The 20,054-nt window shown below is 43.0% G+C and carries 20 protein-coding genes; 8 read left to right on the plus strand and 12 right to left on the minus strand.

Features of this window, described 5'->3' with window-relative positions:
- Nucleotides 1–135: 135 nt before the first annotated feature.
- Nucleotides 136–2,172, minus strand: coding sequence for a choice-of-anchor A family protein (locus DSL64_RS22640; RefSeq protein WP_229217190.1), 2,037 nt, complete (start codon nucleotides 2,170–2,172; stop codon nucleotides 136–138).
- Nucleotides 2,173–2,542: 370 nt separating this feature from the next.
- Nucleotides 2,543–3,361, minus strand: coding sequence for an XRE family transcriptional regulator (locus DSL64_RS22645; RefSeq protein WP_115833230.1), 819 nt, complete (start codon nucleotides 3,359–3,361; stop codon nucleotides 2,543–2,545).
- A gap of 130 nt (nucleotides 3,362–3,491) precedes the next feature.
- Here DSL64_RS22645 and DSL64_RS22650 point away from each other — a divergent pair, with 130 nt between their 5' ends.
- From DSL64_RS22650 to DSL64_RS22675, 6 genes are read left to right on the plus strand one after another with little or no spacing between them, the layout of a single operon-like run.
- Entirely contained in the window at nucleotides 3,492–4,388 is an 897-nt protein-coding gene (locus DSL64_RS22650; RefSeq protein ID WP_115833231.1) for a MerR family transcriptional regulator, read from the plus strand.
- Nucleotides 4,381–5,886 carry a bifunctional phytoene desaturase/3,4-desaturase gene (gene crtID, locus DSL64_RS22655; RefSeq protein ID WP_115833232.1) on the plus strand — a complete coding sequence of 502 codons (1,506 nt, stop codon included), beginning with the start codon at nucleotides 4,381–4,383 and terminating at the stop codon, nucleotides 5,884–5,886. The genes DSL64_RS22650 and crtID overlap by 8 nt, the downstream gene beginning before the upstream one ends.
- Nucleotides 5,883–6,719, plus strand: coding sequence for a phytoene/squalene synthase family protein (locus DSL64_RS22660; protein ID WP_115833233.1), 837 nt, complete (start codon nucleotides 5,883–5,885; stop codon nucleotides 6,717–6,719). Before crtID ends, DSL64_RS22660 begins: the two co-directional genes overlap by 4 nt.
- A gap of 47 nt (nucleotides 6,720–6,766) precedes the next feature.
- Complete coding sequence (idi, locus tag DSL64_RS22665; RefSeq protein ID WP_199539475.1) at nucleotides 6,767–7,336, plus strand: isopentenyl-diphosphate Delta-isomerase; 570 nt, start codon at nucleotides 6,767–6,769, stop codon at nucleotides 7,334–7,336.
- A 26-nt stretch (nucleotides 7,337–7,362) separates the two neighbouring features.
- Nucleotides 7,363–7,833, plus strand: a complete 471-nt coding sequence (locus DSL64_RS22670) for a sterol desaturase family protein (RefSeq protein ID WP_199539477.1) — start codon at nucleotides 7,363–7,365, stop codon at nucleotides 7,831–7,833.
- Nucleotides 7,830–8,573 carry a lycopene cyclase domain-containing protein gene (locus tag DSL64_RS22675; RefSeq protein WP_115833234.1) on the plus strand — a complete coding sequence of 248 codons (744 nt, stop codon included), beginning with the start codon at nucleotides 7,830–7,832 and terminating at the stop codon, nucleotides 8,571–8,573. Before DSL64_RS22670 ends, DSL64_RS22675 begins: the two co-directional genes overlap by 4 nt.
- A gap of 5 nt (nucleotides 8,574–8,578) precedes the next feature.
- Here DSL64_RS22675 and DSL64_RS22680 read toward each other — a convergent pair whose 3' ends face one another.
- The 4 genes from DSL64_RS22680 to DSL64_RS29345 are packed head-to-tail and all read right to left on the minus strand — an operon-like array spanning nucleotide 8,579 to nucleotide 12,409.
- On the minus strand, nucleotides 8,579–9,703 hold the full coding sequence (locus DSL64_RS22680; RefSeq protein WP_115833235.1) for an NAD(P)/FAD-dependent oxidoreductase: 1,125 nt from the start codon (nucleotides 9,701–9,703) through the stop codon (nucleotides 8,579–8,581).
- A gap of 6 nt (nucleotides 9,704–9,709) precedes the next feature.
- On the minus strand, nucleotides 9,710–10,396 hold the full coding sequence (locus DSL64_RS22685; RefSeq protein WP_115833236.1) for a methyltransferase domain-containing protein: 687 nt from the start codon (nucleotides 10,394–10,396) through the stop codon (nucleotides 9,710–9,712).
- Nucleotides 10,389–11,471, minus strand: a complete 1,083-nt coding sequence (locus tag DSL64_RS29340) for a type III polyketide synthase (RefSeq protein ID WP_229217191.1) — start codon at nucleotides 11,469–11,471, stop codon at nucleotides 10,389–10,391. The genes DSL64_RS22685 and DSL64_RS29340 overlap by 8 nt, the downstream gene beginning before the upstream one ends.
- The gene (locus DSL64_RS29345) at nucleotides 11,468–12,409 is read right to left on the minus strand and encodes a UbiA family prenyltransferase (RefSeq protein WP_229217192.1); all 942 of its coding nucleotides are present in this window, start codon (nucleotides 12,407–12,409) and stop codon (nucleotides 11,468–11,470) included. The genes DSL64_RS29340 and DSL64_RS29345 overlap by 4 nt, the downstream gene beginning before the upstream one ends.
- 123 nt (nucleotides 12,410–12,532) lie before the next feature.
- Between DSL64_RS29345 and DSL64_RS22695 the strand changes: the two genes are divergently transcribed.
- Both DSL64_RS22695 and DSL64_RS22700 read left to right on the plus strand, forming a co-directional pair.
- Nucleotides 12,533–13,012 carry an Lrp/AsnC family transcriptional regulator gene (locus DSL64_RS22695; RefSeq protein ID WP_115833237.1) on the plus strand — a complete coding sequence of 160 codons (480 nt, stop codon included), beginning with the start codon at nucleotides 12,533–12,535 and terminating at the stop codon, nucleotides 13,010–13,012.
- A 6-nt stretch (nucleotides 13,013–13,018) separates the two neighbouring features.
- Nucleotides 13,019–13,960 carry an EamA family transporter gene (locus tag DSL64_RS22700; protein WP_229217193.1) on the plus strand — a complete coding sequence of 314 codons (942 nt, stop codon included), beginning with the start codon at nucleotides 13,019–13,021 and terminating at the stop codon, nucleotides 13,958–13,960.
- Nucleotides 13,961–14,032: 72 nt separating this feature from the next.
- Here the strand turns inward: DSL64_RS22700 and DSL64_RS22705 are convergent, their stop codons facing one another.
- From DSL64_RS22705 to DSL64_RS22730, 6 genes are all read right to left on the minus strand, one after another.
- Nucleotides 14,033–15,475 (minus strand): choice-of-anchor A family protein, encoded by a 1,443-nt coding sequence (locus DSL64_RS22705; RefSeq protein ID WP_115833238.1) that lies wholly within the window; start codon nucleotides 15,473–15,475, stop codon nucleotides 14,033–14,035.
- A 65-nt stretch (nucleotides 15,476–15,540) separates the two neighbouring features.
- On the minus strand, nucleotides 15,541–17,043 hold the full coding sequence (locus tag DSL64_RS22710; protein WP_147300409.1) for a carboxypeptidase regulatory-like domain-containing protein: 1,503 nt from the start codon (nucleotides 17,041–17,043) through the stop codon (nucleotides 15,541–15,543).
- Nucleotides 17,044–17,072: 29 nt separating this feature from the next.
- Nucleotides 17,073–18,488 carry a CsgG/HfaB family protein gene (locus DSL64_RS22715; RefSeq protein WP_115833240.1) on the minus strand — a complete coding sequence of 472 codons (1,416 nt, stop codon included), beginning with the start codon at nucleotides 18,486–18,488 and terminating at the stop codon, nucleotides 17,073–17,075.
- Nucleotides 18,489–18,563: 75 nt separating this feature from the next.
- On the minus strand, nucleotides 18,564–18,983 hold the full coding sequence (locus DSL64_RS22720; RefSeq protein WP_115833241.1) for a curli production assembly/transport component CsgF: 420 nt from the start codon (nucleotides 18,981–18,983) through the stop codon (nucleotides 18,564–18,566).
- A 22-nt stretch (nucleotides 18,984–19,005) separates the two neighbouring features.
- Nucleotides 19,006–19,515 carry a CsgE family curli-type amyloid fiber assembly protein gene (locus DSL64_RS22725; protein WP_115833242.1) on the minus strand — a complete coding sequence of 170 codons (510 nt, stop codon included), beginning with the start codon at nucleotides 19,513–19,515 and terminating at the stop codon, nucleotides 19,006–19,008.
- Nucleotides 19,512–20,030, minus strand: coding sequence for a hypothetical protein (locus DSL64_RS22730; protein WP_115833243.1), 519 nt, complete (start codon nucleotides 20,028–20,030; stop codon nucleotides 19,512–19,514). The genes DSL64_RS22725 and DSL64_RS22730 overlap by 4 nt, the downstream gene beginning before the upstream one ends.
- Between the last annotated feature and the right edge of the window lie 24 nt (nucleotides 20,031–20,054).

The raw sequence follows: 20,054 nt of genomic DNA on the forward strand, positions 1-20,054 counted from the left end.
CCATCAGCTAACGATAAGTACTGCAACTCTCGTTCGGGACTTGCACCCTATAGATATAGAACATGCCTGACACACACAAAAAACCTACCCGTTAACTAACAGGCAGGTTTTCAATATACTCAACAATATTAAGTGTTACCTTTTAAGAATTTTAGAAGAATGTTGACCTTCTGAATTTGTAACATTTACGATGTAGGTTCCTTGTTGAAAACCAGCTACATCCACTTTAATTTCATTTTGTCCGTTAGCAGGCGTTGCGCTGTAAATTTTCTTACCTGCCATACTTATAATTTCCAGTTTTGTTACAGCAGAGTAGCTTTTTACATTGATCTGATCTACTACCGGATTTGGGTAAAAATCAACCGAAAGACGGCTATCGCACTGTCCTGCTTCTACGCTGCGGATAGAGCTGTATTCTACTGATCCATCCAGATCAACCTGCTCCAATCTGTAATAGTAAATTTTTGCAGGAGAGTTCTCGACTGAGAATGGGGATTCTGTATAAATGTAGTCGTTGTTTGCTGCTGTGTAATTAAGCTGTCCTACCGAAGTAAATGTTCTTGCATCTGTTGAGCGCTGCACTACAAAGTGTGAGAAGTTACTTGCTTCAGTCACTTTCCATTTAAGCTGCACGTCGCAGTTCACCTTTGTCGCATTGAAACCAGCTATTTTAACGGGAAGAGACACAGATGGAGAGGTGCGGCATGTTGCAGTAGACTGCGGATACGTAATTCCTACTGTTTCAGAAGTACCTACAGTTACACGAATCGTAGCGCCCGGATCAAGTAAGCTGGAGAAAATATCTGTAATCGGTTCCCATTTACCGGCACTGGCCTGGTGCCATCCCGGATATGCACTCGCTACACCATTTGCATCCACCGCAGCTCCCGGAAAAATAATGGTTCCGTTCAGAGGCTGGCTGTTATTGGTGTGAATAACTTTTCCATTAGAGTTGATCCATTCGATTTGAGCAGATTCTCCCGAGGTATTGAAGTTGGCAGTTACATTGTAAGATACATAAGGAACATCTTTAATACATGTAGGTGTTGCCGCTACTGTAAGTTTCGGAGTAACAGGCTCAGCGATTGAAGGCAGGAATGGGAAGAAGTGAATCTCTCCGCCCTGATGAACCAGGCTTTTAGAAATGACCTGTCCATTGATGTTATTCGAACCGTTCTTAATTAAATCAGCTGTTGGAGCGAAAATAGTACCATTAATTTCGGTATTACCTGCCAGCTTTACTGTTCCTTTTGCATCAGGGAAGTTGTATAGTACTAACCCACCCTTATCTGAAGAAATGCCACCGAATTGAGGGAATTTAAGCTCTTCTCCTTTAGAAGCAAACGTATCGTAGTTAACGATATTTACAATCAGACCAAACGGACCATTGTAAGAGGTTGTGCCTTGCTGATATCCTTGCGGCATTCCTTCCACGTTGGAGTTGGATATAATCTGCCAAACTTCAGCGGATACGGTAAGTACGTTTATTTTGTTCGGATCTACCTTGATCTTAGGATTGCTAAGAATATCACTTTTCTTTAGATAGGGACCCATCGGAGCATTCGGATTCACTTTTCCGTTCTGATCCAGGATTGGCAAGTTATCTGCCAAAGCTGCAAGTTGAGTAGACCTGGAAGCAAACTTAGTGAATGCTCCATCTATATCTATTGGGTTAGCTCCCTGCGTAAATACGTTTTCACAAACGGGGTTGGTAATGTTATCTGCATTCAGGTTAAATGTTCCTACGTTAGCATTGATTTTAATCATCGGGTTAGCACCATATTCTTTGCTGGCACCCGTAATATGAATGGTTGAAGTCGCGTTGTTATTGTCCTTGTACCAGACCTTTACTTTATCAGCACCATTGCCGTCAGGCGTACAGTTTCCGATTTTAACATAATTATTACCGTTCACCATCAGCGCACCGCTTCCCAGCTTCACACCACCTCTTACTGCGAGCCCGATAGATAAATCCTTCACCTTATATACACCCAACTTTGATTCGAAGCTGATCTGATATTGGTTCGTTGTAAGGTTACCACCAATAGCAATCGGTCCTTCTGATTCGTGGCTGCTAAGCGTAGCATCGCCTTTTGTAAAAACATTGAAGTTTAAAGCAGCGCTTGTTGGGCTTTGCGCTTGTGTCTTATAGCTTATAACGGCCAAAGACATAAGGAGAGTTAATTTTAACTTATTCATGATACATTGTTGAATTGACTTGATTTCTTTTCAACAAATGTAGAATGCGACTTTTGAAGGGCTATTTTTTTGGGACAACGCCCCCCGGGCTTGGGGTTAAATCGGAATAATTCGTGGTTAAAATTTAAGCAAAATAGAACATTTAGAATATATACTCTGAGAGAAAAATCAAACACTTACAACGTATATCAACAGACTTCTATGGAGAAAAATACGCATTTGAAGCCATAAAGACCATTTATTCTTATTTGCACTACAAATAATTCGACATACCACTAGGTGTATATTTACAGATTGAAATAAATGTATTTTGCACTAATCTAAGCCAGTGCCATAATAAACTTCACCCGAGATTTACTTTTCCCGTGAGTTCCTTGATCTCATTCTGCATATCCTGCAACATTTTAAGAAGCTGCTGCATGTCCGTCTGCGGTTCGGGTAATTGCTTACTATGGAAACTGTAATATTCCCATAATTCGAGAACATCTGTAATCGGAACGGTATAACCGAAGTATTGCTTATTAAATGATTGTAACAAAACCGTTCCGTTTTGATTTATAGTCACCTGCTTAAAAACAAAATCCTGATCTCCTTTTAATATAACAATGCAGGGTGTCTGGGCTTTAATTCGAGTCCAATCCTGTACATAACGCGTGATGATATCTGCTCCTTCGGGAACCGGCAGCATAGAATCTCCTGTAGTCGGGAACATCCTGAAAGTACCGTTGCGTGGAATATTAGGCAGATTGAATTTCGGAAGCGTTGCTAAAAACTCAGGATCACTGAAACCCGAGCGATACCCTGCCTTTGCTTTAATAGGTACATACTCGACATTCTCATTGTCTTCTTTGTCCACTGTTACAGCAAGTACCCTTAAATGTCCTCCCTGCATGAACAACTCACTGCCTGCTTCAAGGTCTTTTAACTTCTGATCAGAGAGCTTACTCAGGTCTATTTTCAACAAACTATCAATACTCATTCTGAAAAATTCAGAAAAATTGATCAGATCCTCGATCGTCGGGTTAGCCGTTCTCCCGCTTTCATGGGCATTTAACTTCACACGGGTAATACCCAGTTTTTCTGCTAAAACTTCCTGACTAAGCTTCTCACGCAGACGAAGAAACTTGATGTTTACTGACCAATACATTTCATGAGTTCTCATAACAAATTGATATTTTTAAAATCAAACATACGATACTTACAATATCAAATGTATGAATCTATTTGATATAATCACAAATAATCTTTGAATTTAATTTTGTTTAACTATTTTTGATAAACGTTAAACAAAAATGAGTAACTATTCTATCAAAGATCTGGAGCGTATCAGCAATCAGAAAGCGCATACGATCAGGATATGGGAACAACGATACGGGCTTTTGCAACCTGCACGTACGGACACCAACATCCGCTATTATGATGATACTCAGTTGAAGAAGTTACTGAACGTTTGCACGCTTGTAGACAGAGGGATGAAGATTTCCCGCGTCAGTAAACTTTCACAAACAGAGATAGCTTCAGAAATTGATAAAATCATATCTGAGTCGTTTCATTCTGATGTTCATATTGAAGCACTGATTAATCAGTTGCTGATAGCCATGGCGACTTTTGATGCTCAGCTGTTTGATCAACTCTTCAACGACGCGGTGAAAAGGCTGGGGATGAAAAAAACCTATATCAATATTGTATATCCATTGCTCGTTCGGACCGGTCTGATGTGGTCGAAGGACGACTTACTTCCATCACAGGAACACTTTTTATCCAATCTGATCAGGCAAAAACTATTTACAGCAATTGACCAGCTTCCATACCCAAAACAACCTGAGCAGACCTGGATTCTTTTTCTGAATGAAGACGAAGACCACGAGATTGGTTTGCTTTTTGCAAATTATCTTATTCGCCAGTATGGAAAAAAGGTGATTTATCTGGGAGCACGGGTTCCTTATAGGGATTTGAAAACGGTCGTAGAGGCTTGTAAGCCTACACATATATATACTTTTTTGGTGAGAACACTTCCTGATAACCAGCTTGAATCGCTTGTTCATCAACTTCACTCCGATTTTGGACAGTATGAGCTACTCATATCCGGAGGCGATCAGTCACTTAAGGCCATCATGACGCAAAACAGAATGACCAACATATCCCACGTGGATCAACTTATAGATACACTCAACTTAACTAATGAATAACATAGACGTTAAACGGCAGCGGTCAAAGGTAGCTGTAATTGGCTCAGGATTTGCCGGTATGGCAGCGGCTTCAGTCCTGGCGAGCAAGGGTGCAGATGTAACTGTATTCGAAAAAAACAGCATGACTGGTGGCAGGGCAAGAACATTTGAGCATGAAGGGTTCACTTTTGATATGGGTCCAAGCTGGTATTGGATGCCGGATGTTTATGAAAAGTTTTATAACCTCTTTGGAAAAACTACTTCGGATTTTTATGAATTGAAAAAACTGGATCCGGGATTCGCTGTCATTTTTCCGGGAGATGAAGTGTGGGATATTCCGGCTGACTTCGACCAGGTTTGTGACTTGTTTGAGGCCGTTGAGCCCGGTGCAGGTTCAAAACTAAGAAAGTTTATAGCCGACGGAGAACATAAATATGAAGTGGGAATGAACAAAATGGTTTATAAACCAGGACATTCCATCACCGAATTTTTCAGTCTGAGTTTATTTCGAGACGCGCTCAACATTGATCTGTTCACCTCGTTCAGCAAATTTGTAAGACAATATTTTAAAGACCCCAGGCTTCTGGCTTTGATCGAGTTTCCGGTACTGTTTCTGGGTGCTATGCCTAAAGACACACCCGCCCTGTACAGTCTGATGAATTTTTCGGGGTTAAAACAGGGGACATTTTACCCCATGGGTGGATTCGGACAGGTGGCAAAAGCATTTGAAAAAATCGCATCAGAAACAGGAGTTGAAATCAAGACCTCAGAAACCGTAGGATTTCTGGAAGTAAGTGGTTCTGCGATACACACGCTCTATTCCAACGGACAGCCTCATTCTGTTGATGCTGTTATTGGCTCAGCTGATTATGAACATATTGAGCGCAGTATGCTTCATGACCAGTATCGCTCCTATCCCGCTTCTTATTGGGAAAGCAGAACTTTTGCTCCCTCCTGCCTGCTTTTTTATCTGGGAATCAACAAAAAAATTAACAGGCTCAGGCATCATAATTTATTCTTTGATGAAAGTTTTGAACTGCACGCTGAAGAGATATACAAAGATAAAAAATGGCCTACCAAGCCGTTGTTCTATGTTTGCTGTCCTTCGCGGACAGATGACTCAATCGCACCGGCTGGGTGCGAAAACCTGTTCGTGCTCATGCCTATTGCTATCGGGCTTGTTGATACGGAAGAGATTAGAAATGAATACTTTGAGAAATTAATGAATCGCCTGGAGCATTTTGCACAGGAAGACATCCGCTCTCATATTCTTTTTAAGAGGAGTTATGCCAAAGAGGATTTTATTGATGATTACAATGCTTATAAGGGAAATGCATATGGGCTTGCCAATACGCTGATGCAGACGGCGATCTTTAAGCCAAAAATGAAAAGTAAGAAAATTAAAAACCTGTTTTATGCCGGACAACTCACGGTGCCCGGCCCGGGCGTTCCACCCTCCATCATATCAGGAAGAATTGCAGCAACGGAATTATTGAAATCCTTAAACGGCTCACTATGAAACTTCTATTCGACAATTTATCTGCCTCCTGCAGCAAGAAAACTACCAAGCTCTACAGCACTTCGTTTTCCTTGGGTATCAACTTTCTTAAAACTGGTTTTCATGCGCCGATCTATGGTATATATGGCTTTGTGAGACTGGCAGATGAAATTGTGGATAGCTTTCATGATTACGACAAGCAGTTTCTGATGGAGAAAATCCGCAAAGACACAGAAGAGGCAATCCGGGACAAAATCAGCATAAATCCGATTCTGAATAGCTTTCAGCATGTTGTACACACGTATAATATAGAATGGGAGCTGATTGATACTTTTCTGAATAGCATGGAGATGGATCTTAAAAAGATCGTCTACAATTCTGATTCGTATGAGCAATACATACTTGGATCCGCGGAGGTCGTCGGACTGATGTGCCTTCGGGTGTTCGCAGAAGGTGATGAGAAGACCTATAATGATTTAAAACCTTTCGCGATGAAACTAGGTGCTGCTTTTCAAAAAGTCAATTTTCTTCGTGACCTCAGAGCCGATTACGTTTTCCTGGGCAGAACCTACTTTCCCGGTGTCAATTTCGAGCAATTTTCACAAAGAGAAAAAGAGGCTATTCAGATGGAAATTGAGGAGGATTTTCGGCAAGCTCTAGCGGGTATAAAAAGACTTCCCCCGGGAGCCCGGCGCGGTGTGTATCTGGCTTATTATTACTACCATAAACTGTTTCTGATCATCAAGAATACGCCTGCGGAAAAAGTCATGAACACACGTATCCGCATAGCGGACCACAATAAAATCGGACTGATGTTTCGTTCCCTTTTACGACACCAGTTTGATCTTTTATAATGTTTTTGGGGTTACAAATAAAGAATCCCAACTAATGATATATACCAATGCTATTAGCTCCTGAAAACTCTGATTTTGACCTTTTGAACTCTCCTGTTGTACTCGTCGACGCTGATGACAAGCAAATCGGCCTGATGCCGAAGCTCGAAGCACACCAGAAAGGCGTGTTACACAGAGCATTTTCTGTATTCATTTTCAATTCCCGGGGTGAAGTATTATTGCAGAGACGCGCATTTGGCAAGTACCATTCTGAAGGGCTTTGGTCCAATACCTGCTGCAGCCATCCACTGCCTGACGAAACCACCCAAGCTGCTGCCCTGAGACGTTTGAAAGAAGAAATGGGGATACAGGCAGAGGTGCATTTTTTGTACTCATTTCTATACAAATCCGAACTGGACAAAGGGCTCATTGAACATGAACTTGATCACGTGTTCTGGGGCGTGAGTGACGAAAAACCGGTTCTGAATCCTCAGGAAGTCGGGGACTTTAAATACATAACACCCTCAGAACTTGCAGTTGCAATTAAAAGTAATCCTGATGATTTTACAGAATGGCTCAAAATATGCTTCCAGGATGTAATTAACAGAATCCCTCAGACCAAACAAAATGGCTCCTAGTAAAAATTAAGGCTTAACTCAACAACATGAATCAGATACTGATCAATACCGGAATTGTGCTGGCCGCCTTTGTAGGCATGGAATGTATTGCCTGGCTCGCTCACAAATACCTCATGCATGGCTTTCTGTGGTTTCTGCATCACGATCATCACCAGCGCGACGACGGCGATTTTTTTGAGAAAAACGACTACTTCTTCATCATTTTCGCCATACCGGGAATTCTTTGTCTATTATTCGGTCTGAATGCCGGCTTCAACTTTCTGTTCTGGATAGGTGCAGGCATTACGCTCTATGGTTTCACCTATTTCGTAGTACACGATGTGTTCATTCATCAGCGTTTCAAGGTACTCCGCAATACTGACTTTGTTTACCTTAAAGCCATCAGACGAGCACATAAGATGCATCACAAACACCTTGGAAAACATCAGGGCGAATGTTTTGGTATGCTGTGGGTTCCACTTAAATATTTCAGAGAAGCACAAAAAACCGCGAAATGAAATATACCTATCTGCTGATTGACGTTGGAGCTATTGCTGTTCCGTTTCTGTTTTCCTTTCATCCCAAAGTACAGTTATACAAAAAATGGTTATTCGTCTGGGCTGCCATTTTCCTGGCGGCATTTCCGTTCGTTCTTTGGGACAGTTACTTTACTGAAATTGGCGTCTGGGGATTCACGGAAAAGTATCTGATCGGAACCAAGTTGTTCGGGTTACCTATTGAAGAACTTTTGTTTTTTGTTTGTATTCCTTATGCCTGTCTTTTCACCTACTACTGCTTTCGAAGCTTGCTGGGAACAGATTTCCGTCTCTCTCACGAGTCAAAAATAACCAATATTATTCTGGCTGTGATTCTATTGCTGGGTGCGTTTTTTTATGACAAATTGTATACTTCGTGGACGGCTGCCGGACTCACGGTTTTTATTCTCATCATGAAATATGTGCTGAAACCCGGCTGGTTGAGTCTGTTCTATTATTCGCATATGTTTTTGCTTATACCATTCATTATCGTAAATGGCATACTTACCGGAACCGGGCTGGATCAACCCGTTGTTTGGTACAACGATTCCGAAAATATGACAATGCGGATATTGACTATACCACTGGAAGACATTTTTTACGGCATGCTGATGCTCATGCTCAACACATTCCTTTTTGAATTCTTCATGCAAAAGGCAGGTGTAGGTCAGCAAAATGAGGTCATAAAAATCAATAGTTTCTGGGATGTGGTCAGGTTCTGAAACGATCAGAAGCTATCACCATGCGTAAGTGAGATCATCCGTGATGTAAGACAGGGGAGTTTATCCAAAACCTTCAAAGAAAGATCGGTAGTCCTGTTCTTGCCAAACAGATATTGCAGATAATACCCGGTCTTAATTCTGGTAGAAAAATGAAGGTTCCAGAGCCGGTCATAGTTTGCCACAGCCTGATCCAGATCCTTATTTCCTGTCAATAATAAAACAAGCTCACCAGCCAGCAAATAAGATGCACGCATGCCCATACTCATGCCATTACCACATAATGGCGTAATAGATCCGGCAGCATCACCGAGCAGGAACATACCTCCGGAATAGGTACTTTTTTTGCTGAATGAAATATTGCTGATGACCTGAGGCTGATCGTAGACAAATTCTGATTGTGTAAAGTACTTTTTCAAATAGGGATTCTCACACAAAACAGCCTCTTCCATGGCTTTGATATTTTTACCATGTGCAAGCAGATTACTGCTTTCCGTCAAATAACACAAGCAATACTGATCGTTGTCTACCCTGGATATTCCGCAATAGCCTTTATTAAAATTATGTAACTCAATGCGATCAGCGGCCAGATCCGTTTTGATATGATATTTAACACCAATATAGTTCAGTCCTGATTTACCGCCAGCTTCCACAAAGGCAGGATTATACTTTCCAAAACTACCACAAACGACCTTGGCTAAAAAATCACCTTTCGCACTTTGAATTGCCTTTAATCCGTTAGCAGCAGGATGAACGTTGTTAACCCGACAGCCATCCAAAACAGTCACTCCTTTGCCAACAGCAAGCTCGCTCAAACGATGATCCAGCGTAAATCTGCTGATCCCAAACCCACCCATATCCAGTTTCTGATTGAGCATAAACCCCTTCTGCGAACTGATTCCTAGCTGCTTAATTTCAGGTAGATTCATTTCCTGAAGGGGAAGTCCCAATTTGTTGAGAAAGCTCCAGCTCTCCATAGAAATATACTCCCCGCAAACTTTGTGAAAGGGATACTGATTTTTTTCAAAAACCACCACTGCAAATCCGGCATCGGCGAGTTGAATGGCCAGACACAAGCCTGCCAATCCACCACCCACTATTGCGCAGTCGAACTGCCTGCTATTTTCGGACATATCTATTTAAGGATAAACAATAACCTGATGGCGGAATGCCCATTTGTTCTGAACGGTATATTTCTGAGCACCTGCCTTTTGCAAAATTCCTAACCATTCTTTCTTTTTAAAACCTCTCAAAACAGAAAGTGGAGCATCATTTTTCACAAGGTAGGAATTAGAAAACAAGCGTGTGAGCCACTTTATGAAATAATAAGCAATAGGATTGCGCTCCAAATCATTGACAACCAAAATACATCCTTTATCCCGGCAAAACCTGACCAGCTCGACGAGTTGTTCACTAGAAAGATGATGACAGAACAGGCACGCATGTATAATATCCGCATGCTCTATATGGTCAAATACATTTCTGTAATCATCGCAAATCAGAGTTACATCACGACCTTCCAGATTTTCTTCAGCATAATTGATGCATACCGATTTTAGATCCACACCGTACAATTTCAAACCGTACTGTTTCCCTTCATTCCACTTTGCTATACGTTTGAGTGTATCGCCTCCCCCGCAGCCAATATCCACCAGATGCATATTTTTATCCTCTTTTAGAACCTTCTTCAAAGCAGAAAATGAAATAGCATAACCGCCCAGCCAATGATTGATAAAATCAAGTTCTCTCAGATTTTGATACAAATCCTGTGCAGGAATATTTTCCTGATCAAGCAATTCCTTTTCTACAGAACGGTAACTAAACATAGGACAGCTGCATGGTTTCGATACTTAAGCCGGGTCCAAAAGCAGCAGAAAAGATACGGTCACCGGCGCTGGCTACAGTATTTTCCAATACTTGTTTTAAGACAAAAAGGATGGTTGGAGACGACATATTACCGTAGTTTCTTAATACGTCATAAGATGCCTGAAGCGCTGTGGAGTCCAGTTTCAGCGCACTTGCAAAATCGTCCAGAATACGTTTTCCTCCGGGATGTATTGCCCAGTGATCAATTGAGTCCGCATCCAGATCAATTGCTTTAAGCATGGCGGCAATATTCCCGCTGATCAGCCCGGGAACATAGGATGACAAGTTCATGATAAATCCTGTTTCTGATAACTGCCATGCCATATCCTGATATCCGTTATGCAATATCAGAGAGTCAAACTTGTTGATTCTGACATGGGGTAATGATTCGATTTGTGCCTCACTATCCACGAGTACAGCCGCCGCACCATCCCCGAACAGCAAGTTGGAGAGCAGATAATCCTCATTGTACCGCCTTTGAAAATGGATCGTACAAAGCTCTGTACAAACAACCAACACGCGCGCATTAGGTCTGCTCCTGCATATGGCATCCGCATTTTTCAGCGCAATAACTGCTGCGTTGCAGCCCATAAAATTCACGCTGCTTCGCTGGACCGAAGGCGCCAGATCCAAAGCGCGAATCAGCTCAATGTCCAGTCCGGGCGCAAATAAACCTGTACAGGTTACAGTGATCAGGTGCGTTATTTCGGTTTTGATTTGATCGAAATTCTTGATTTTCTTCACAGCCTTCAATGAAAGCTCTGTAGCGTAACGCTTGTACCATTCCATTCTCGCCGACAACGTTGGTTCAGGAAGCAAGGAGCTGTCTTTGGAAAAAAAAACGTAATCCTGATAAGGCTTGTCGAAATCACCGATCACAGAATAACGGTGCTCAATACCTGTCTTCGAAGCCACAATCCGTATCTTCCTCTGATCGGAAATATCTGTGGTAGAAGCTGCATAGAATGACGTAAGTTGCTGCTGTGTATAGCAGTAGTCGGGAACGGCTGTCTCAATAGCGGATATATAACTCAACGAAAATGATTAATAAAAATGAGAACGATGAAACAACTATTCATACACATCGCTGCAATCCAGTTCATACGCATCGTATTGCTGAAATTGGCAGCTTCGGTATTCTTACTCACAGCGAAAAACCAATACAGAAAATAGGCGATTATCGGCAAAAAGAACAACTGTACCAGGTAAAAAATCATTCCATTACCAATATTTACGAAATACAGATAATAACAAAAATTACACAAGGCAAACATCGCCGCCGTGAAAACAAATGTGCCTTTGTATCCCAGTTTATAGCTGAGCGTTACCACTCCGTCTTTCAGATCCTGCTCATGCTGATAGATTTGTGTGAGCGGATAAGCTCCCGCTATCTGCAATGTACATCCGCATAGCAGGAAAATATGAGGTACGGTCAGAGCAAGCGGATGCCCGGCCACAGCCCAATACGACAGATAAAAAGTAAATGCTCCCTGAAAAATGGCTACAGTTAAAAAACCTGCATATGGATATTTTTTTAGTCTGATGATTCTGCTGCTGTAGGCGCGGGATGCTGCTATATAAATGATCAGACACAAGGCAAAAGGAACGTGAACCAGTGTGGCCGCCAGAATAATGGCCGATGCATCCATCACCAGTGTTAGGTGAAACAAAGATTTTGTCGGCATAGGTGGCTTTTCCAGTCCACCGATACTCCCTTCGTCCCGATCCACATAACTATTGTAACCGTTACTGGCAGGATATATCAAAAAATGGATGATCAGAAATGCGATATAAACCTGAGGGGATTGAATGTACTCCGCCTGACTCACCGCGAAGAGAAACAACGGCATCAGAAAAATGAAAAATGGAATACGAAGCAGTTTAATCGTGTTTCTGTCGGGCAACATGAAAATAAAAAATGAATCTGGATGAATATTCCCCAATGTATAAAAAGCTTTGCCAGTAATTGTCAAGGTTCGTCATTTTTAAATAACCTGATCCCCAATCCTATGTTCCTCTCCTATCACAATTAGAATTATATTCACCAATCTAACTCACAAATTGAATATTATTCTAAATTTTCATAAAATTGCAGAATGAATAGCGAATCAGAGATTGTTTTAGATAAAACAGACCTTGCAATACTCAGGCTGATGCAGGAGAATGCCCGGATTTCAAATGCGGATCTGGCTCGTGAGGTAGAAATGGCGCCATCTGCTGTACTGGAGCGTGTCAGAAAACTGGAGCAAAAAAATGTACTGCTTCAATATACAACCCGGCTCAATCCTGCTGCAGTCAATCAGAAGTTGCTGGCATTTATAGCGCTTCGTTCGTCGGATGGTATGGGATGCAATACCACTGCTACAGAACTGGCCAAGATTCCGCAGGTTCAGGAAGTGCATCACATCGCAGGAGACGACTGTTACCTGGTGAAGGTTCGGACGGCTGATTCCGCATCTCTGATGGAACTGATGCGTAATTCGTTCAGTAAAATCCCCAATATCCTGTCTACCAGAACCACCATCGTTTTGGAAACTGTGAAAGAAGCACAACAATTAGTAATTCCGGAAAAATAAACAGACATGAACACCCAGCAGGAAAAAGCGCCGTCTACTTTGATGGTAGCTAGTGCATTCGCCATCGTTTACATCGTGTGGGGATCTACCTATTTTTTTATTCACAAAGCACTTGAAGGTCTGCCTCCGTTTTTTATTGGTGCATTTCGTTTCATTATTGCCGGCCTACTCATGATGGCCTGGGCCCTAATTCAGGGTGAAAATGTTTTTAACTTTAAAAATATAAAACCCGCCATCATTACCGGTCTGCTACTACTTTTTGTCGGAAACGGGGTTGTAATCTGGGTGGAACAGTTTCTGCCCAGTGCCATGGTGGCTATCATGATCTCCTCCTCTCCGATTTGGTTTGTGTTGCTCGACAAACCCAAATGGCAGGAAAACTTAAGCAACAGATCAACCATTGTAGGTTTGATCATTGGTTTTGCAGGGGTAATTTTGCTTTTCAGTGAACGTGTAATGAGCACATTCACTAGTCTCAACAGTGGAAGGGATTTGTTCGCGATGCTGCTTGTTATTATTGGCTCCATGACCTGGGCCGGAGGTTCACTGTACTCAAAGTATAATTCAACACAGAATAGCGCTGTTGTAAACAGTACCTGGCAAATGCTGGCGGCCGGGCTTGCCTTTGCTCCATGCAGTTTACTTTCAGGCGAACTGAACCAGCTGGATCTGTCCTCGGTTCCGACGGGTTCCTGGCTGGCTGTGGTTTATCTGATTATTTTTGGCTCTATTATCGGCTTCAGCGCTTATGTATGGTTGTTGAAAGTGCAGCCCGCAACGAAAGTGAGTACATACGCCTACGTCAATCCTGTGGTTGCGGTGTTGTTGGGCATATTCTTCGCAGGTGAATCCATTACTAAAATGCAGATTCTTGGACTCATCATTATCTTATTCAGTGTATTGATGATTAATCTGAGACAATACAGAGCTGCACGTGCAGCCAGCTGAAATGCAATATTTTATAAAAACAAAATTGAGCGGGATACCAACGTCCCGCTCATTTTGCGTATTAACCTCCTGCTACTTTTTAATGAAGCGTCGTGTGGATACACTACCGTCTGTGGCAGTGATCCGAAGAAGATACAGCCCGCTTGCCAAACTGCTGATATCCACCTTTTGGTTTTTTTCTTTACCTGCCAAAACCAGACTACCTTTCTGATTCAGCACTTTCACATTTGCCACTTTGCTCCAGTCTGAAAAAGTAATGTAGTCAGTCGCAGGATTAGGACGAAGTAATGGTTCATTTGTAAAGCTAAAATCCGTACTCAGAATGGAGCTATAGGCATAGGTCCCGTCCAGATCGGTCATTTTCAATCTGTAAAGATTAATTCCGTTTAACGGGGACCTGTCTGTGAATGTATAGCGTTCTGCTTCATTGCTTGTCCCTTTGGCTGCCACGTCACCGATTGCGCTCCAGCTGGCTTTCGGATTCCTGCGTTCGATAATGAAGCGGTCAGCATTACTTTCAGAGCTGGTTTTCCAGGCAAGATTAGTAAGCTCACCTTCCTTTTTTAACTTAAACTCAGTAAGTTTTACAGGTAGCGGGTAGCTGAAACAGGTATTGTTGAAATTGAGTGTTCCTGTCTGATTAATGTCTCGTCCAATCACCACCGGTCCGTTGATAGCACTAGGGCTACCTGTTGCAGACAAATTAGAGTTCGGAGCCAGAATTCCACCTTCCAGTGTGAAGCCATTCATGAGAATAGCAGTGGCATTGGGAAAGTTCAGTAACGTCTTTTCCTTGTGCGTTGCCACCATACCCGTTCCGCCAGAGGCCAGCGACACACTGCTATTAAGTATATTAATCAAAATTCCTGATCCTGCGGGAATGCTCACGAAATTAATACCCGTGATGGTATTGGTACTTAACGTTACATTAAACACATAATTCCGGACTGTATTATCGCCTGTAAGTGTAAGGGTTGAACCAGAGACAATAGGATCAGGAGCAGAGGAAGCTGGTTGAGATTCGTAACCAGCACTTAATCCATCGTAATGAGACCGCATTCCTGTGAAATTCAATCTGCCCGTGAGGTTGGTGACCGTGCCAGGCGAGGTGACAGTGGGCGCGGGCGTCAGAGCCCCAAGAGCTCCATAGAAGAAATTGCCTTTCAAAGAAGCCTCCTGACCTGAAGTATTGGTATAGGTTCCTTCAACGATAAAATTATCGGATGTAGCCGGAGCGTCCGCCCCCACTCCCACTGTAAAGCCCTGATTGGGACTGTTAAGCGTAAAACTACCGCCTACAGCAAGCCTTCCTTCAGAGATACCGGTAACAGCAGCATAATTTCCAAGGACTATGACATTGAAATTCCCGTTTCCGTTGAAACCAGCCCCAAGCAAATTTGAGGGAATTGACAGGTCGTTGGTACATTGCGCGGACACGGATAAACCATGTAACGAAATCAGACCTGCAGCGATAACAATGACGCAACGTTTTAAGAGGTTGTTGTAATTTTTCATAATGATGTTGAGGTTAAGGATGATGCTAAAAGCTTGGGAACGCTTCCCTGTTTCCTATTTTGCAGTCATCGCCAATATGGCATTTCTGCATTTTTGAGTATTTCGAGCCGGTTTTGCCCATCAGGATCCATTGTGTACAGAGATTTTTCCGAGAAACCGTCATTGCTTGTACTTGTGAAAATAATTTTTGCCCCATTCGGTGAGAAGCGCGCATCCAGATCGTTGTTCCCGCGCGTTTTTCCTATAGATATATCAGAGGATATTCCTGTCGCGATGTCAACTGTAAAAATCCGGGAATCCAGCTGGCGGCCTTCTATGTTTTGAAAGTTGGCAACATCAAGTGTGAACACAGCGGTTTTTCCATCCACCGAAAAATCCGGATTGCCCATTTTACCCGGCCGTCCTGTTACCAATTTGGTAAGTACACCCGTTGCAGGATTCACCATATACAGTTCATTATCATAAACGGTACTACCGGTTACCCTCGCGATGATCCTGTTTCCTTGTGAAGTCCAGTCGCAACCAGCGAAGAATCTGCCGGCAGGTGCCTCCGCTACAACACGTAAGCCACTTCCATCTGTGTGCACCGCGTACAGCTTGTCGTAATAAGGATAAAGAATTTCCAGCCCATTGGGTGACCAACAGAATGAAAGATCCATCAGCGCTACACCCGCAATGGGAACCACTGTAACGCGTTTGAGCTCCTTACCCACTCTGTTTGAGACATATATATGAGGATCCGTATTTACATTGGATATAAACGCAACCTTTTCTCTGTTTGGACTCACAACAGGACGCCAGTTTCCTCCTAACGTCGTCAGCTGAATTGTTTCAGTGCCATTTGATGAAAATATCTGGTAGTTCTGATTGACCTGTCTGCTGAACACATACGGATGATCAGGAACAGGCCGGGTTTTGAATGACCAAACTTCACTGTAAACCGGTTTATTGATGCTGTCAGTCGTAATTACCTGCCAGTAATAGGTTGTAGCATATTCGAGATTATTTACAATCAGCGTATCTACATGTAAGCCCGTCACCATAGGGACAGTAGTAGGCTGCCCTTCTTTAAAAAGTATGACACTGTAACGCAAGGAGTCTTTTTCGGGATCCGAGGTTTTCCATGCCAATACTGTTGAAAGCGGTACTTCCTGAGCATTATCTGCAGGTTTTACGATCACAGGCACCAGTGGCGCTTTGTTCTGGTTATTGTCAAGGCTCAGAAAAACGGATACCGTAGTAGTTTTATTGGCTTCAACTTCTACTGACGACAAATCGCTCTTATACTTGTCTACGGTAGTCTGAACACTGTATTTCCCGACCGGCAAACTGTCCACACGAAAATTACCTTCTGCATCGGGCGTAATATTCTTTCCTGAAGGGCTGATACGAACCAATACGTTTTCCAGCGGCTTTTTTCCATCCAAAGTGAGCACCTGACCAGAGACCGACCCATAAAGTTTAGGTTCAACAAATACCTCTTCTGTACAGGCTGTCAGCATGAGGAACAGAAAAGCGATCAGCGAACTGAAACGCAATAGGATTGAAAGAGAGGATAATATTTTCACGACATTTGAGGGATTTAGTAATTGGAATATCACAAGGATTTGGACTTTGATTTTTTCGAGTAGCCGCCGCCAAGGTAAATGGACAGCCCCATCGTAGCCCGCCAGAAAGAATCGTTGAAAGAGCCACTGATGACCGAGTCAAACTCATCTTTTACGAAGTAGTTATACTGACCTGAAATGTTCAGTCCTACTCCACGCCCAAGTGCATATTCAATACCAACTCCGCCGTTGATCATCCTGTCCTTTTTGCCTTTAAATTCGAAGAAGGCGCTGTTCCGCGTTGCTGTTACACCTGCACCGATTTGCAGAAACGGATTCACTTTTTGCAAAGGCAAAGTTCTGTACTGTAAGTTTACTTCGCTGATCGTAACATCACGTGTGAAGTGTTGCTTTGAGGCGAGGGTCGCGGAGGTGACGTGCAGTTGCAGATTCCAGTTTCTGGTAAGTCCCACATTAAGTGCTCCTCCAAAGCCAAACTTATTCACAGGATTGGCATAATCTCCGGCGTATCTGAGCAAAGAAACTTCGGGCATCACGGAAATGCGGGAGCGTTCTACATTATTACGCGCCCCATATACGTCAGTTTCCTTTGCTTCCTTTTGCTCTACCTCATAATCCTTTAATGCAGTAGTCAATTTGTCGCCACTCTTTGCGTCGGCATTCCAGAGTCCGTCACGCACACCTTCTATAATCATCGATTGAACCGATTTTTCAATTGCCTCGGTTACGGCCATTTGCGATGGTTCATTGGTGGTATATCCGGTTTCAGTTTCCATCAATCGTTTAAATCTCACGAACCTGAAAAGACTTGCATTCACCGACTGAGAAAGAATGGTTTTAGAAGTATAAACGGTTTTAAGGATTTTGCCAGTTTTGGTAGCAACTGCGCGCAGATATACCGTCACACGATCCTGCCGGTATTGGGCCGAACCGCCGGCACCGAAGTACTTAAGTCCTGCTCCACCTGTAATCACGTTGGCATCGTAAGACACGATCCCACCTTCAAGGATGATTCCGGCAAATAAAAGGGGTGGCAGGTTCTCATTCTCAGGCTTAAATTGAGCCATACTGGAACGGATGATTTTTCGCTCATTGAGCAAATTGCTAACGTTCTCACGCTCAATGGCTACAAACCAGCCGCTTTCTTCAAGGGCTTTCAACAGGATATTGGTTGCGCCCTGGGTAACTGCCGTTGAATAGTTGATTCCGTTTTCAGAAGGCTTGTATTGTCCTGTCTGGTCGCGGAACTTGTATACCGCTGCCACCAGTTTCTCGGAGGGAGGTGGCAGTGTGCGTAATGTGGGCGTAAGACCTGTGTCCTCGCCAAGGCGGGCTCTTTTTTCTTTCGTTGGCTGATGAAAGTACGAGCTACATCCGTTAAGAATCACCAAAAAGATTCCGGACAAGACATACAGACATTGCCTCTTCATGAGTAATGGCTTCATTTTGTAGAACAGGAAGAGTGAGGGTTTAAAAAGTTTCTCCGGTTGGAGACTACAGTTTCAGTAGAGAGGTTAATTTTAATAGTACGGCACTGTGATAGAGGTTTCCCCTCCTTTTCCATCGGTGATTCTCACAACCAGACCTTCCGAGCCCGGAGAAACATCCACGACAAAGTCACCATACTGATAGGTTCCTTCCTTGATTCCCTCCTCGCCAAACTGGTTTGAAAAAAGCTGACGGGAAAGTGTGCTGAGAAGTTGCCTGTTGAGGCTGCTTGTGAAATCGGTAAGGGCATCGGTTTCTCTGCCCGTTGCTGATGTTTTGGCAGCCAGAGGATCCTTGGTTTTATCCTGAACCTGTGCTGAAGAAAGCAACCAGTTGTAATTGAATGTGTCTCCGCCAAAAGAAGGATTTTGTGGACGATAGACAAATGACTGAGCGAAAGCAGCATGCTGGAGGAGGAAAGCTATAATAAAGCTTATGTAGTATTTTTTCATAACGTTTGATGATAGGGCTTACTTAAAAGATACCCGTCCCCGACTGATCCCGGGTACCGAGCTGATTCTGAATTTCCTGATAACCGATAAAATATTGCAACACATACTGTACGGCCTCTGCCACCTGTGCCTCCATAGCTTCCAAGCGCGGTTGCACAAACTGCTGCCATACAAGCAAATCACCTACTTTGATCGTTACCATGTTACTTAAACCAGGAGAGGGAATTTCTTCCATTTCAATGATAAGCTCTTCGTTGGCCTTCACACTGGATGCGAACTGTGCCTTACCTGTTGAATCGAGCTGCATACCGCCCCACTGTCTGTAAAATTCTTCGTATAAATCGCGGCCGATTTTGGTTTTGGTATTGTCGAGAATAAACATCGTAGAACCGTTTTCGTCGAACGCAGATTCATCCAGCGGATCCATGGAAAACAGCGCAGCGCTTTCAAGCAGTGACTCTTCAGTTTCAGCCTGAGCAAATGTTTGAAAACCGGCAAATACGAAGAGAACTAACAGAAAAAATCTTCTCATGGCCGGCCAATAAGCGCGTTGCTCTCAATGATAATTCGCATACCGCCACTTTGTTCTATTTTCATAGATTCCAGTGGGGTTATCCCGCCTTCAAAAGTCAGATTGTTCTGGCCGTCCTTCTGATTAATTCTGACATCCACTCCGTTGGAAGTAATGTTATTCATCTGAAGTTGATTACCATTACCTTCCTGATTAAGTAAATATTGACTGTTTTTTCCGACGAAATCCATGTTCAGAACATTTCCATCACCCACCTGGCTGGTCATGATATTATTACCGTTGCCTGTGAGGTTGAGATTCAAAACGTTCTGATTTCCTGTCTGTACGGCGTTAGCATTGGATCCCGGCCTGCCTGTACCGCCATAACCTGTAATCACAGTTATTTTAGCAGGCTCCGGTAAGGCGCTGAGTGATTGAGAAATGGATCCGAATGATGCTTCTCCGGGAATCTGCTGTGCATGTAAAGTGCCGAAACATAGGGCTGTTGGTATCAAAACTATCAGAAAATTTTTCATAACGTTTTGTAGAGGTTAAAATCA

This window comes from Dyadobacter luteus, assembly GCF_003383615.1.
Classification (GTDB): Bacteria; Bacteroidota; Bacteroidia; order Cytophagales; family Spirosomataceae; genus Dyadobacter; species Dyadobacter luteus.

Coding starts and splice junctions, on each gene's coding strand:
- idi (WP_199539475.1), top strand. CDS start 6,767: ATGCTATTAGCTCCTGAAAACTCTGATTTTGACCTTTTGAACTCTCCT.
- DSL64_RS22675 (WP_115833234.1), top strand. CDS start 7,830: ATGAAATATACCTATCTGCTGATTGACGTTGGAGCTATTGCTGTTCCG.
- DSL64_RS22670 (WP_199539477.1), top strand. CDS start 7,363: ATGAATCAGATACTGATCAATACCGGAATTGTGCTGGCCGCCTTTGTA.
- DSL64_RS22730 (WP_115833243.1), bottom strand. CDS start 20,030: ATGAAAAATTTTCTGATAGTTTTGATACCAACAGCCCTATGTTTCGGC.
- DSL64_RS22715 (WP_115833240.1), bottom strand. CDS start 18,488: ATGAAGCCATTACTCATGAAGAGGCAATGTCTGTATGTCTTGTCCGGA.
- DSL64_RS22705 (WP_115833238.1), bottom strand. CDS start 15,475: ATGAAAAATTACAACAACCTCTTAAAACGTTGCGTCATTGTTATCGCT.
- DSL64_RS22640 (WP_229217190.1), bottom strand. CDS start 2,172: ATGTCTTTGGCCGTTATAAGCTATAAGACACAAGCGCAAAGCCCAACA.
- DSL64_RS22695 (WP_115833237.1), top strand. CDS start 12,533: ATGAATAGCGAATCAGAGATTGTTTTAGATAAAACAGACCTTGCAATA.
- DSL64_RS22680 (WP_115833235.1), bottom strand. CDS start 9,703: ATGTCCGAAAATAGCAGGCAGTTCGACTGCGCAATAGTGGGTGGTGGA.
- DSL64_RS22645 (WP_115833230.1), bottom strand. CDS start 3,361: ATGAGAACTCATGAAATGTATTGGTCAGTAAACATCAAGTTTCTTCGT.
- DSL64_RS22650 (WP_115833231.1), top strand. CDS start 3,492: ATGAGTAACTATTCTATCAAAGATCTGGAGCGTATCAGCAATCAGAAA.
- DSL64_RS22700 (WP_229217193.1), top strand. CDS start 13,019: ATGAACACCCAGCAGGAAAAAGCGCCGTCTACTTTGATGGTAGCTAGT.
- DSL64_RS22720 (WP_115833241.1), bottom strand. CDS start 18,983: ATGAAAAAATACTACATAAGCTTTATTATAGCTTTCCTCCTCCAGCAT.
- DSL64_RS22685 (WP_115833236.1), bottom strand. CDS start 10,396: ATGTTTAGTTACCGTTCTGTAGAAAAGGAATTGCTTGATCAGGAAAAT.
- DSL64_RS22725 (WP_115833242.1), bottom strand. CDS start 19,515: ATGAGAAGATTTTTTCTGTTAGTTCTCTTCGTATTTGCCGGTTTTCAA.
- DSL64_RS22660 (WP_115833233.1), top strand. CDS start 5,883: ATGAAACTTCTATTCGACAATTTATCTGCCTCCTGCAGCAAGAAAACT.
- crtID (WP_115833232.1), top strand. CDS start 4,381: ATGAATAACATAGACGTTAAACGGCAGCGGTCAAAGGTAGCTGTAATT.